The following is a 12,356-nucleotide window of genomic DNA, read 5'->3' as shown; positions in this document are numbered from 1 at the left end:
GTCGACCGCAAGGAGAACGTCATGGGCTTGGACGACAAGATCGGAAACGCCGCTGAGAAGCTTGGCGGCAAGGGCAAGGAAGCGACCGGGGACGCCACCGGCGATAACGAGCTGAAGGCCGAAGGCAAGGGCGATCAGGCCAAGGGAGATCTGAAGCAGGCAGGCGAAAAGGTCAAGGACGCCTTCAAGAAGGATTAGATCCACCAACTTTCTGTATGCCATGAAGAAGGGGCGAACCTAAAACAGAACTGCTCCCCGGAAGTTGGACTGAGAAATTCAGTTCCGACTTCCGGGGAGCAGTTTTATGTATGCAAGTAGTTCGTTATCAGTAGATCAGCGCGAGGCCGCTGTAGCGTGGTTCGAGAAGGGCATCGCAGATCGGGCAGCGGCCAGCCTGCTGGGCGTCTCTCGTCGCCCGGTCGGGCGTCTGTATCGGCGATGGAAGATTCATGGCCGAGGAGCGCTGGTGACCAAGCCGACCAAGCAGTCCTACCCGTTTGAGTTTAAGCGCGCGTTGGTCGAGCGGGTCCTTGCTGGTGAGGATGCCCAGGCACTCGCCGCGGAGGCAGGGCTGTCCTCACCTGAACTGGTGAAAACGTGGGTCCGTAAGTATCGGCTTGAGGGTGCGGACGCGTTGCGGGCGAAGCCGAAGGGCAGACCCAAGAAACCCGATGGTCCGCCGCCGCCGGAGGTGTCCGAGCTGGAGCGATTGCGGCGGGAGAACGAACGGTTGCGGGCAGAGGTGGCGTACCTGGGAAAATTGCGGGCCTTGAGGGCGCAGGAACGACGGTGAAGGCCCAGACCATCATCGCCCTCAAGGCTGACTTTCCTCTGCCGGTTCGGCTGCAGGTGACCGGTCTTGCCCGGTCCACGTTCTTCTATCACCCCAGGCGCGCCTCCAAGCACCCGATCGGAACGCGTCGCTAAAGGCCTCGATCGCGGAGATCTTCACCAAGAACCACGGCCGGTACGGGCACCGCCGGATCCATACCGAACTGGTCAAGCACGGGCGGACGGTCGCGAAGAAAACCGTGCTCAAGCTGATGCGTTCGCAGCAGTTAGTCTGCAAGGTGCGCAGGAAGAAGCGTTACAACTCCTACCGGGGCGAGCAGTGCAAGATCGCCCCGAACGTACTGAACCGGGAGTTCCACGCCGATGCCCCGAACCAGAAATGGGTGACGGACGTGACCGAGTTCAGTGTTGGTGACCGGAAGCTCTACCTCTCACCGGTCATGGACCTCTTCGACCGGCAAATCATCTCCTACACGGTGGGCCAAACATTCACCGACCCGCGCCTCGCGGCGGCCGTCGTGGACCGGCTGACCTTCCGCGGCCACATCATCAACACCGGCACCGATTCCTACCGGCTAAAAACCACCCAGCAGACCATCAACAAGTCCCGGCAAAACTGACCGGAACACCAACAGGGTGGGGCCAAACCAAACGGCGAACCCGGGGCCAAATCAACTTGCTATTCCCACCCCAAACCTGGAACTGACCAACGCCTCACTACGCGATGCTCTGGTAACGCTCGAGCCGGGCCAACAACCGCTCGTCCATTCGGATCAGGGCTTCCAGTACCAGCACCTCTCCTGGCGGCGTATGCTTCAGAACGCCGACGCGACCCAATCGATGTCACGTAAGGCAAACTGCTACGACAACGCGGTGATGGAGAACTTCTTCGGGCACCTCAAGGAAGAACTCTTCCACCGCATCCGAGTCCTCAGCACAGACGCACTGACCGCCGCACTGCACGACTACATCCACTGGTACAACACCGAAAGGATCTCGACAAAGCTAAAGGGCCTGAGCCCGGTGCAATACCGTGCTCAGGCCCTAGTCGCCTAGCCTCTTACTAAACCAGTCCAACTATCGGGGACCAGTTCACACAGGTTCGCCCCTTCTTCATGGCATATCGCCAGCGGTTGGGGGATCAGGTGGTGGAGGTGGCGTCCCGGACCTCTCCGACGAGCTCTTCGATGATGTCCTCGAGGAAGAGCATACCGGTGGTGTGTCCTTCGGCGTTGAAGACCCGGGCAACGTGGGCGCCGGTGCGACGCATGGTCGCCAGCGCGTCCTCGAGTTCGCTATCCCGGTAGGCGGAGGCCAGTCGGCGGATCCTCTTGGTAGGTACCGGGCGGGTGAACTTCTCCGGCGCGGTGAGGTCCATGACGTCCTTCAAATGCAGGTAGCCGGTCGGCTCACCGTCCGGGTTGGTGAGGATGTACCGGGAGTACCCGTGCTCACTCACCGCCGCCTGCAGGTCAGCCGGCGTTGCATCCTCCGGCAGGAGGATCATGTCCGTGATCGGCACTTCGACATCAGCGACCGTCTTGGTGGTGAATTCGAAGGCCGCGGTGAGCGTGCCGCTTTCATCCGAGAACAACCCTTCCCTGGTGGACTGCTCCACAATGGTGGCGACCTCATCGAGGGTGTAGGCGCTGGTGGCTTCGTCTTTCGGTTCGACCTTGAACAGCCGCAGGATCCCGTTAGCGATCCCGTTCAACGCCCAGATGACCGGTTTGACGATCTTCGAGACCATTACCAGCGGGGGTGCCAGCAGCAGTGCTGCCTTGGTGGGGACGGAGAAGGAGATGTTCTTGGGCACCATCTCCCCGAGCACGACGTGCAGGAAGGTCACCAGCAGCAGTGCGATCACAAACGCAAGGATGCCGACCGCTTCGGGCGAGAGGGGCGTGTAGGCCAGCGGGTATTCGAGCAGGTGGTGGATTGCCGGTTCGGAGACATTCAGGATCACCAGCGAGCACACGGTGATGCCGAGCTGGCTGGTTGCCAGCATGAGCGTGGCGTGCTCCATGGCCCACAGGGTGGTTTTGGCGGCTTTGCTGCCGGCGTCGGCCTTGGGTTCGATCTGGGACCGGCGCGCGGAGATCACAGCGAACTCAGCCCCGACGAAGAACGCGTTCACCGCGAGCAGGACGACGAGCCAGATGATGCCGGGTAGGTACTCGCTCATGTCAGGTCCTTGGTGAGCTCATCGATCACACGGTCATGGGGGCTCTCAGGTGATTTCTCGGGATCGGACGGGGTGTACCGGAGGCGTTCGACGTGGGTTCCCAGGACGCGTTCGACGCGCAGGATTCCGTCCTCGACGGTGACCTCGTCGCCGAGTTCGGGGATGCGGTCCAGCTGGTCGGTGACGAACCCGGCGAGGGTGTCATACTCCTCACCGTCCGGGACCTTGATGCCCGTGCGGTCGGCAAGCTCGTCGGGGCGCAGCGACGCGTCGAAGCTGATGGACCTCCCGGTACGGACGACGCCGACCTGGGTGCGGTCGTGCTCATCCTCCAATTCGCCGACGATTTCCTCGACCAGGTCCTCCAGGGTGACGATGCCGGCTGTTCCACCGTGCTCATCGGATACCACCGCGACCTGCAGGCCCTGCGTGCGGAGCACACCGAGCAGGGAGTCCACGCCCATGGATTCCGGGACCCGGAGTGGTTTGATCATCAGGTCCGTCGCCGCAACGTGGCTTCGCTGCTCCAGGGATACCGCGAAGGCCTGCTTCACGTGCAGTACGCCCAGGACGTCATCGGAGTCCCGGCCGATCACGGGGAACCGGGAGTATCCGGTCTGGATGGCGACGTCCACGATCTCTTCTGCGGTGGCCGATGAGGGGACGGTTTTCATGCGCACCCTGGGGGTCATCACGTCCGCGGCCGTGTGGTCCGAGAAACGCAGCGTGCGGTGCAACAGCTCGGCGTGATCGGCGTCCAACCGGCCCTCAAGGGCGGAGCGGCGGACCAGGGAGCTCAGTTCCTCGGCGCTGCGGGCACCGGAGAGCTCTTCCTTCGGTTCGATTCCGAAGGACCGGATGATCTTGTTCGCGGTGTTGTTGAACAGCAGGATCACCGGTTTGAGCACCGTGGTGAAAAGGGTTTGGAACGGCACCACGAACTTGGCTGTCTGCCGGGGCAGGGCCAGGGCGAAGTTCTTGGGCACCAGCTCTCCGATCACCATGGCGAACACGGTTGCGATGAAAATCCCCACCACCGCCCCTACTCCGGGCACGATGCCCTCAGGTAGGCCGATCCCGAGCAGCGGTTCGCGCAGCAGTGAGCTGATCGCAGGTTCGAAGGTGTACCCGGTCAGCAGCGTCGTCAGGGTGATACCCAGCTGCGCACTGGACAGGTGCGTTGAAGTGATCTTCAACGCGTTAATGGTCGGTTTCAGGCGCTTCTCACCGCGGGCCTGACGGGCCTCCAGATCGCCGCGGTCCAGGTTGACCAGGGCGAACTCGGAGGCAACGAACATACCGGTTCCGACCGTGAGGATCAGGCCGATACCGATCATGATCCACTCATACATGGTGTCGCCCCTCTCCACTGGCAACCAGAACACCGGTGTTCAGTACGTAGAGGGGCAAGGGTTTATGTGAGGGAGGGTCATCCATGGTGCCAAACAGTCTACCGAACGTCCCCACGCCTTGACGAAAGGCTAGCCCAGCCCGGCGGGCTACTGATGTCCGTCATCGTTGGTGATCCGGCCAGTGACGGGCTTGCGGGAGAGGTGGACGGCACCAGACTCCGCCCCCCGGGCGGTTGCCGCGGCTACGGCGTCGTGGTCGTCGGCTTGGTGTAGGCGTGGCGCAGGTACACGGGCTCGATAGGCTCACCGCTGCGCTTCTCCTGACGCCGCTTCGCCGCCAGGTTCAGTGCCTCCACGGCGATGGCGAAGGCCATCGGACTATAGATGAGGGTCTTGTCGATTTTCACTTCGAACGCGTCCGCGATCAGGAACACACCGATCAGCACCAGTAACGCCAGCGCGAGCATCTTCACGGTGGGGTGCCGGTTGACGAAGGCGAAGATGTGCTTCGCTGAGAACAAATGATTATTGTGAAGGAGGACAGGACCGCGACAAGCGGAGACTTCCTGACCAGCGGTGTGACTTGGATGAGTGGAGTCGGGTCCGTCGTGTTGTCGAGCCGGCTTGGGGAATCGCGCCGGTAGGGTCTGCGGTATGGGAAGAGGAGTTGTAGTGCTGTTTGCTGTGCTGTCGGCCGTGATGTTGGCCGGATGCGGGATCAGCATTCCGGCGGATCCAGAAGGCACCCTCGATCGGGTCAGCGGGGGCACGATGCGTGTCGGAGTGTCTGAGAATGGGCGCTGGGTCGAGCTCGATGACGGAACGGGGCCGCGGGGCGTGGAACCGGATTTAGTGCGTGAGTATGCGGATCGGATCGACGCCGAGGTGGAATGGGTGGAAGGCGCAGAGCATGAGCTGATGGACCAGCTGAAGCATGGCCAACTGGATTTGGTGATTGCCGGCCTGTCTGACAAGACTCCTTGGCACAGCCATGGGAGCATCACCAAACCATACGCGGAGACCCGCGATGAGCGTGGTGAAACCGTCAAACACGTGATGGCGGCCCCGCTCGGGGAGAACGCTTTCGTGTTCAGCGTCGAACAGTTCCTGCTGACGAAGAAGGTTGCGCTGTGACCGAGAACCGGAAGGCGCGCTTCGGTCACACCGAACTTCCTCCTGAACAGGCTGCGGCGTTGCGGAAGGCCGTGAAGTTCGAATGGATCACCATTGTCTTTCTCGCGGTCACCACCTTCGTGGTCTTTCTTGTTCTCGGTAATTCACAGGCCATGAAAGCGGCCTGGATTGAGGATCTGCTGTCCTTCCTGCCGCCTATCGCGTTCCTCGTAGCGGTGCGCATCATCCGGCGGGTTCCGGACGAGAGGCACCCGTACGGCCATCACCGTGCCGTGGGCGTCGCGCATTTGGTGGCTGCCGTGGCATTGACGGTGATGGGCGGGTTCCTGGTGGTGGATTCAGGCATGGGCCTGATCACCGCCGAACATCCCAGCATCGGCGGTGTAGAAGTCTTCGGGCAGGTCATCTGGCTTGGCTGGCTCATGATCGGCATCATGTTGTTGACGGCCGCTCCGCCGGTCTACCTGGGTCATGTGAAGATGAAGCTGGCCAGCAAGCTCCACGATAAGGTTCTGTACGCCGACGCGGACATGAACAAAGCGGACTGGATGACGGCCGTCGCCGCCGCCGTGGGCGTGGCAGGCATCGGCATTGGGCTGTGGTGGGCTGACTACGCCGCCGCGCTGCTGATATCAGTGAGTATTCTGCACGACGGTGTCAAGAACCTTCGCGCCGCTATCGGCGGCTTAACAGACGCCCGGGCCATGACGTACGACGATGCCGAGCCCCACCCCCTCACATCAGAGGTGGACGAGTATCTGCGCCGCCTGGATTGGGTCGACGATGCACGGTCGCGCACCCGGGATGAAGGCCATGTCTTCCACATCGAGTCCTTCGTGGTGCCTGCAGGCAAACGGACGCCCACCATCAAACAAATAGAACAGGCCCGCGAAGGCTGCGTGCAGCTTGACTGGAAGGTTCAGGACATGATTATTGTGCTCGTGGGTGAGCTTCCCGACGAGTTCCTTCCGGGCCTGGAGACAGCCGGCGCAGAGAAGTCCTAACCAATAGGGTTCCCGGTCGTACGAAACTCTTACAAAGACTAAAGAGCCGGTCACGGTTTGGCCTAACCGGAGGAAGACGCGAAAGCATCGTAAACCCGTCGCGTGTCGATGCCGTTTCAGGCCACCTAGAGTGACGATTGGCGGCCTAAGTCGGGACGGGCACCTTGAGAACTCCGGGCCTCCTTCAGCCCGGTCTGAAAAGGTCAGGCTTCTAGGCTTCCGTGACTACCCGTTGTACCTTTATACCGAAGGGGAGTCGAGTCGCCCCTTCGGTATCGTTTCCGATTACCGTCTGACCGCACGGCGAGTTACTTGCAAAGGCCCGTCATGCTTAAACTAGCCTCAGCGTCGAACCTCCACTCGAATGAACTGGTATCCCTCCACTCCAAGCCCGCGCAGTGACCGGTGCTTCAGCTTCTTCCGACTACCGGATCATCCCTTCATCTCGCTTCTCTTGAAGCAGCCCGACATGACCTCGTGCGAACCGTGCTCAGTGCTTTAGACGTATGCAAAGAGGCAGAGTCTCACACTGCCCGACGCCTACTGAGCGCGGCGGTCGCCGACCTTACATACCTAGATAACATGCTCCATGAGGTCCGCAACCCAGTCACGCCGAGTCCAAGCTCATGACGTATAGCAGCAGAATCAGCCCCGCGGAGCCGTTCCCGAAAAACCTGCGTGAACTGGATGACCAAGCACTACATGTGCTCAACAGTAAGCTTCATCGGGAGTTGGACGCCGAGTACCGTCGCGGTGCTGCAGAACCAGAGACCGAGTTCAGGAGCGAAGAAGTGAATCTGGAGCTGGACTGGCGTGAAAGCCAAAGCACGATCTCGGATCGAAACGCTCGTCTGCGTTCCTGATCAGCGCAGCACCAGGTGAAGTTTTACCGGAGGCTCAGGTCTAGCCGGTGATCTCGCGTCACTCGACGTCGACGATGAGCGGCATGCGGTCGCTGTGCTCAGCCAGTCCTCTTGTGGGCCATTGATCTCATGGGTAACCCGGACATAGCGCAGATCCCATGTAACCCATCGATGCCACCCATTCCCTCTGCCTTTCTCCTTCGGCGGGATAACGTATGGGTTGTTATCGGCCTTCCCATGGTCCTCGGCACACACTATGCAGTGAAGTGGCCGCCCCGCTTCGGTTTATACATGTAACCGCCCGGCAGGTTCGGTGTAGGAATCGAGGGGGATGCTCGGGCAGGCGCCAGTGCTGGCGGGCCGGCGTTGAGGGGGAACGCTCTCCATCGACCGATTATTGCGCTGGAACTAGGCTGTGCACGCCCGCCGCTCGCTCAAGGTGTGAATCCCAGTGTTGGTGACGTGGTGGGTGTGTGCACGCGGTCAGGCTGGTTCCTGCTGTCCAGGTGTGTGCGGGCGAGCAGCGAAGCGGGGGAGCTTTGCGCCGTGCACAGGTGGGCAGGAGGCCGCTGACATGGTCGAGCCAGAGGGGGCAGTTCATGGCTCACCGTCATTGACTCGTGACCATCTGCGGTGGGAACGATTGGTTGAGTAGTGAATGATTTGAGCGGTGATCAGCCCATTGTGGACCACGTAGCTTTCTGCACAATCGATAATCTTCACGGGACCATCTGAGTCGGTCCGGAACAGCATTCCTACGTCCGCCTGTGTAATGAGTCGGACATGGGTGTAGGAAGCGTCCTCGGCGCCGGAACGCCATCGTTTGGCTAAGTAACGGACTCCGTCATGGCCGCGATGTATTCCCTTTGTAGAGAGGAGCATCACGTCAGACGCGTAGTTCAGGCGCAAGTCCCACTCCAGGTCACCGTACTTGCGGTACGCCAGATGTGACCGCAGCACCTCATTCGTGGTCCGCGGTGTCCCCATCTGGAGTTCCCTTCCGTAGACGGCCCCGTCGATCGGCTATTCTCCAGCCATACCATGCCACGGTGGAAGGGGGGCTTGTCGCTCAGGACTTTTACCTTTCTTCTTCCAACCGTTATCCAGATACTCGACCAGGAAGCATGCTGATCAAAGAAGAGGGAAGAAGCTGAGATGCCTGGATCAGCTTGCGCCCACTCCCGGCTGACGTAATAGGCCGTTATCGGCGTTTCTTCGGATTCAGCACTATCGATTCGGAGGCGGTAACCAGCTATCGCCTAAATTTGCTGGCAAGAATTGATGAGTAGGACCCACTCCCGTATGGGGCAATGCAATGAGGTGAGTCCCTGATGTAGCTTCGTCCTGTTGCAGGTGAAGGCCTAGAAGATTGACGAGCGTCGCAGCGACGGCCACGAGGTCTGCGGCGCATCCATGGAAAGTGGGTGTCGAGCATCCTCGCGTTGGAATCAGTTCCTCGTCACCTTCTGCATCCCGCCAAAGCGGGTGATAGAGCTCCAATGAGCCGTCGGAAAGGACGGAAAGACCGGCCCGTTTATCAATCTCCGAAAGACTAAGCTTGGGACTGCTGAAGGTTTAATTGACACTTCGCCTGTGAGGATTTGATCCTTGCGGTGGAAGGATGTTCATCATGCCCAAAGCCTTTCCCGAAGAGTTCCGCCGCGATGTCGTAGCGGTTACCCGCAGGGGAGAAGCGCCCATCACGCAGATTGCCAAGGACTTCGGTGTCTCGCCCGCCGCCCTTCACCGCTGGCTGAAGATCGCCGACAAAGAAGGCGGCGTGAAGTCCGGGGCGGTGTCCGATGACTCCGCGAAGCTGCGGGAGGCCAACAAACGGATCCGGCTCCTGGAACAGGAAGCCGAAGTCATGCGCCGTGCTGTGGCCTATCTGTCCCGGGACATCAATCCAAAAAAATGATGTACCCGCTGGTTCGCGAGCTGGCTGCCAAGGACGCCCCGATCAGGGTCCCCGTGGTAGTGTCCTGCCGGGTACTGAATTTCTCCAGACAGGCCTACTACCAGTGGGCCGCCAACCCAGTCCCCGCTCGGGACTGGGAAGAAGCCCACCTGATCAACACCGCCATCGATCACCACCACGACGATCCGGCCTTAGGATACCGGTTCATCGCCGATGAGATCAACGCCGCGCGTTGACTCATCAAAGATGCCCGCGTAGCTGCTATCGAAGAATCATTTGGTAATGCCCGCGTAGCGGCGCGTCTGCCGGGGTGGCAACCGTCGCCCCGGCACTGTGAGCCATGGAGCTTTCGATGAGCGAACGCAAGGCCGTCACGAAGACTACTGCCCTCCGATATGCCCGGTCGGATCGAGCGGCGAAGAAGGTGATCCTGGATGAGTTATGTGCCCTGACCAGTTGGCATCGTGATCATGCGCGTAAGGCGCTGCGGCAGGCCCTGGTGCTCAAGCAGGTCAAGCGCAGGCCGCCCAGGGTCCCGCTCTATGGGGAAGACGTGATCGAGGCGCTGCGGTTCTGCTGGGCCGTTCAGGGCACCCTGTGCGGGCGGCTGCTGGCAGCAGCGCTGCCGGACCTGGTTCCGCGGCTGCTCCGGTTTAAGGAGCTGACGATTGAGGACGGGACGGCGGCGTTGCTGCTGAAGATCGCCCCTGCCACCATCGACCGCCGGCTCAAGGCAGACCGGGGGAAACTCGACCCAAGAGGCCGTTCCCACACCAAGCCCGGAACACTGCTCAAGGACTCCATCCCGATGCGGACGTGGGCCGAATGGGACGATGCGGTGCCCGGCTTTGTTGAGATCGATCTGGTCGGCCACGAAGGCGGCAATTCCAAAGGTGAGTTCTGCTTCACCCTGACAATCACTGACATTTGTACGGGGTGGACCGAGACCCGGTCGGTGAAGAACAAGGCCCAGAAATGGGTGTTCGCCGCGATCAAGGAAGCGACCGCGGCGTTCCCGTTTCCGATCATCGGGATCGATTCGGACAACGGGAGCGAGTTCATCAATTGGGAGCTGCTGCGGTGGTGTGAACAGGGACAACTGACGTTCACCAGATCCAGGTCCGGGAACAAAAATGACGGCGCCCACGTGGAACAAAAGAACTGGCATGTGGTCCGGCAAACCGTCGGATACCACCGCTACGACACGGCGGCTGAGCTGGACTTGCTGAACCGGATCTGGGCATTGCAAGGGCAGCTGACCAACCACTTTGGGCCCCAGCAGAAATTCGTCAAGAAGATCCGAACCGGCGCAAAGATCACCAAGAAGTACGATCTGCCGGCGACACCGTACGAGCGGGTCTTGGCCGACGAAGGAACGGTCCGGAAACTCGTGAAGACCAGGTTGAAGCGGGAGAACAAGCCTTTGAACCCGGCGGCAATCCAACGTCAGGTTCAAGCCCTCTGCGCTGACCTGCTCACACTGACTACAGCGAAGCAGGGCCCAAAAAGCCAACCAACCATCCGGGCATTATCAAATGATTCCACGATCAAAGCTACGCGGGCATCTTGACATGATTCCTCGGGCGCCGGTCCAAGGCCTGGGGCAAGTGAACGCCGGATCTGGCGGCTGTGCTCTCAGAACGGCATCCTGTCGGTGATCCACCGTCGGCGCCGCTCAGGGCTCAAGGCCGGCCCTCCGGTCCACGATGACCTCATCGAACGGGACTTCAGCGCCACGGCACCAAATTGGAAGTGGCTGACGGACATCACCGAGCACCACACTGAGGAGGGCAAGCTGTACCTGTGCGCCATCAAGGACCTGCACTAGAACCGGATCGTCGGGTATTCCATGGACGGACGGATGAAAGCATCTCTGGCCGTCGCCGCCCTGGACCATGCCGTGGCCCTTAGGAAACCGGCGGACATGGTGGTCCACTCCGACAGGGGTCCCAGTTCAGATCCAGAAAGTTCGTCCTGGCTTTGAACACCTACGGGCTGCACGGATCGATGGGCCCGGTAGGGGCATGCGGTGACAATGCCGCGTGTCAGCGATGGAATCGTTCTTCTCCTTGCTTCAAAAGAACGTCCTGAACCGCAAACGGTGGGAGACCCGGGCCGAACTCCGGCTCGCCATCACGACCTGGATCGAGCGCAGCTACCACCGAAAGCGCCGTCAGCGAGCCCTCGGACGGCTGACACCCATCGAGTTTGAGACAATAAAAAACGCGGCCCCAGCCGCGTAAGAAAATATCAACCCCAGCTGTCAATTAAACCTTCAGCAATCCCGTCCACCTCCCGAAGGCGGTTTAACGGGTGCCCGGCACACCACTCGGTCCAGCGAGTCCGTACTCGCCGACCACCTGCAGCTTGTCAGGAATGCTGGTACCGCCAGGCGGGGATGCTTCCAGGAACTACGAGAGCGTCCAGCGGAACTGTCTCGTACTTTTGTCTTGCATCGCATGCCTTACGAGACCTGAAGTCCTCAGTCCAGCTGCAAGCAGCCATCGAAACCGCAGTGTCCCGATCTCAGGAATTGAGCGAGTGAATTCTGCCGAAATCGGCGGCGCTCAGGCCGGCGATGCTCCTCGAGCATGTTCGAAGACCAGATTCGTTTGTGTGCCCGCGACAGCAGGATTGGAGGACAAATGCTGCAGAACAAACCGTCTGATGTGATCGGTATCGCGAGCTGTTATGTGGATCAGGAAGTCATCGGCTCCGCCCAGTACAAAGATTTGCGATATCTCAGGAAGTTGTCGAAGCTCTTCCCCAAAAGTGGTCATCAGGTGCCGCGCCCCCGGGCGGAGTCTGACACTGACCAGAGCCTGCAGCGGCATCCCCAGCGATTCGGCATCCACATCAACGGTGAACCGCTGAATCACCCCTGCTTGTTTGAGGGCTCTGAGACGCAATAAGCAGGTCGACGGGGCAATCCTCAGCGCATCCGCCAGCGACTGATTGGTCCTCCGAGAGTTCTCAACCAGCAAGGCGAGCAACTTCAAATCCGTCGAGTCCAGTTCAGGGCGCAGTTTCTTCGGCTCAGTCACCTATTTCAATCTTCCTGTCGAAGTTTCGCTACTTACTCTCACCCTCTTCCGAAGATTGCTCATA

General features: G+C 60.4%; 12 protein-coding genes and 3 pseudogenes. 11 read left to right on the top strand and 4 right to left on the bottom strand.

The window, feature by feature from the left end; translation table 11 throughout:
• Nucleotides 1–21: 21 nt before the first annotated feature.
• The 5 genes and pseudogenes from HMI57_RS10430 to HMI57_RS10410 form a co-directional block, all read left to right on the top strand.
• On the top strand, nucleotides 22–198 hold the full coding sequence (locus tag HMI57_RS10430; RefSeq protein WP_171585961.1) for a CsbD family protein: 177 nt from the start codon (nucleotides 22–24) through the stop codon (nucleotides 196–198).
• A gap of 268 nt (nucleotides 199–466) precedes the next feature.
• Entirely contained in the window at nucleotides 467–793 is a 327-nt protein-coding gene (locus HMI57_RS10425; RefSeq protein WP_171585960.1) for a helix-turn-helix domain-containing protein, read from the top strand.
• Entirely contained in the window at nucleotides 790–927 is a 138-nt protein-coding gene (locus tag HMI57_RS10420) for a hypothetical protein (protein ID WP_171585959.1), read from the top strand. The genes HMI57_RS10425 and HMI57_RS10420 overlap by 4 nt, the downstream gene beginning before the upstream one ends.
• Before the next feature lie 143 nt (nucleotides 928–1,070).
• Nucleotides 1,071–1,412, top strand: coding sequence for a DDE-type integrase/transposase/recombinase (locus tag HMI57_RS19540; RefSeq protein WP_346655189.1), 342 nt, complete (start codon nucleotides 1,071–1,073; stop codon nucleotides 1,410–1,412).
• Nucleotides 1,413–1,545: 133 nt separating this feature from the next.
• A pseudogene (locus tag HMI57_RS10410) lies at nucleotides 1,546–1,848 on the top strand (IS3 family transposase); the annotation flags it as partial.
• A gap of 85 nt (nucleotides 1,849–1,933) precedes the next feature.
• On the opposite strand, the gene HMI57_RS10405 reads toward HMI57_RS10410, so the two are convergent.
• From HMI57_RS10405 to HMI57_RS10395, 3 genes are all read right to left on the bottom strand, one after another.
• Nucleotides 1,934–2,977 (bottom strand): hemolysin family protein, encoded by a 1,044-nt coding sequence (locus tag HMI57_RS10405; protein WP_171585957.1) that lies wholly within the window; start codon nucleotides 2,975–2,977, stop codon nucleotides 1,934–1,936.
• Nucleotides 2,974–4,329, bottom strand: coding sequence for a hemolysin family protein (locus tag HMI57_RS10400; RefSeq protein WP_171585956.1), 1,356 nt, complete (start codon nucleotides 4,327–4,329; stop codon nucleotides 2,974–2,976). Before HMI57_RS10400 ends, HMI57_RS10405 begins: the two co-directional genes overlap by 4 nt.
• A gap of 242 nt (nucleotides 4,330–4,571) precedes the next feature.
• Nucleotides 4,572–4,850 carry a hypothetical protein gene (locus HMI57_RS10395; RefSeq protein WP_216607347.1) on the bottom strand — a complete coding sequence of 93 codons (279 nt, stop codon included), beginning with the start codon at nucleotides 4,848–4,850 and terminating at the stop codon, nucleotides 4,572–4,574.
• A gap of 151 nt (nucleotides 4,851–5,001) precedes the next feature.
• On the opposite strand from HMI57_RS10395, the gene HMI57_RS10390 reads away from it, so the two are divergent.
• From HMI57_RS10390 to HMI57_RS18850, 6 genes and pseudogenes are all read left to right on the top strand, one after another.
• Nucleotides 5,002–5,463, top strand: coding sequence for a transporter substrate-binding domain-containing protein (locus HMI57_RS10390; RefSeq protein WP_346655188.1), 462 nt, complete (start codon nucleotides 5,002–5,004; stop codon nucleotides 5,461–5,463).
• The gene (locus tag HMI57_RS10385) at nucleotides 5,460–6,467 is read left to right on the top strand and encodes a cation transporter (protein WP_171585954.1); all 1,008 of its coding nucleotides are present in this window, start codon (nucleotides 5,460–5,462) and stop codon (nucleotides 6,465–6,467) included. The genes HMI57_RS10390 and HMI57_RS10385 overlap by 4 nt, the downstream gene beginning before the upstream one ends.
• Before the next feature lie 626 nt (nucleotides 6,468–7,093).
• Entirely contained in the window at nucleotides 7,094–7,330 is a 237-nt protein-coding gene (locus HMI57_RS10380; RefSeq protein WP_171585953.1) for a hypothetical protein, read from the top strand.
• A 1,630-nt stretch (nucleotides 7,331–8,960) separates the two neighbouring features.
• A pseudogene (locus tag HMI57_RS19105) lies at nucleotides 8,961–9,475 on the top strand (transposase); the annotation flags it as partial.
• Nucleotides 9,476–9,600: 125 nt separating this feature from the next.
• The gene (locus tag HMI57_RS10365) at nucleotides 9,601–10,818 is read left to right on the top strand and encodes a DDE-type integrase/transposase/recombinase (protein WP_171585950.1); all 1,218 of its coding nucleotides are present in this window, start codon (nucleotides 9,601–9,603) and stop codon (nucleotides 10,816–10,818) included.
• 33 nt (nucleotides 10,819–10,851) lie between these two features.
• Nucleotides 10,852–11,491: pseudogene (locus HMI57_RS18850) on the top strand (IS3 family transposase); the annotation flags it as partial.
• 324 nt (nucleotides 11,492–11,815) lie between these two features.
• On the opposite strand, the gene HMI57_RS10350 reads toward HMI57_RS18850, so the two are convergent.
• Nucleotides 11,816–12,292: an Lrp/AsnC ligand binding domain-containing protein gene (locus tag HMI57_RS10350; protein WP_171585947.1), complete on the bottom strand. Its 477-nt coding sequence runs from the start codon at nucleotides 12,290–12,292 to the stop codon at nucleotides 11,816–11,818.
• Nucleotides 12,293–12,356 lie beyond the last annotated feature (64 nt).

It is taken from the genome of Arthrobacter sp. 260 (assembly GCF_013116745.1).
Taxonomy (GTDB): Bacteria; Actinomycetota; Actinomycetes; order Actinomycetales; family Micrococcaceae; genus Arthrobacter_D.
This window is presented reverse-complemented; position numbering and strand designations above follow the sequence as displayed.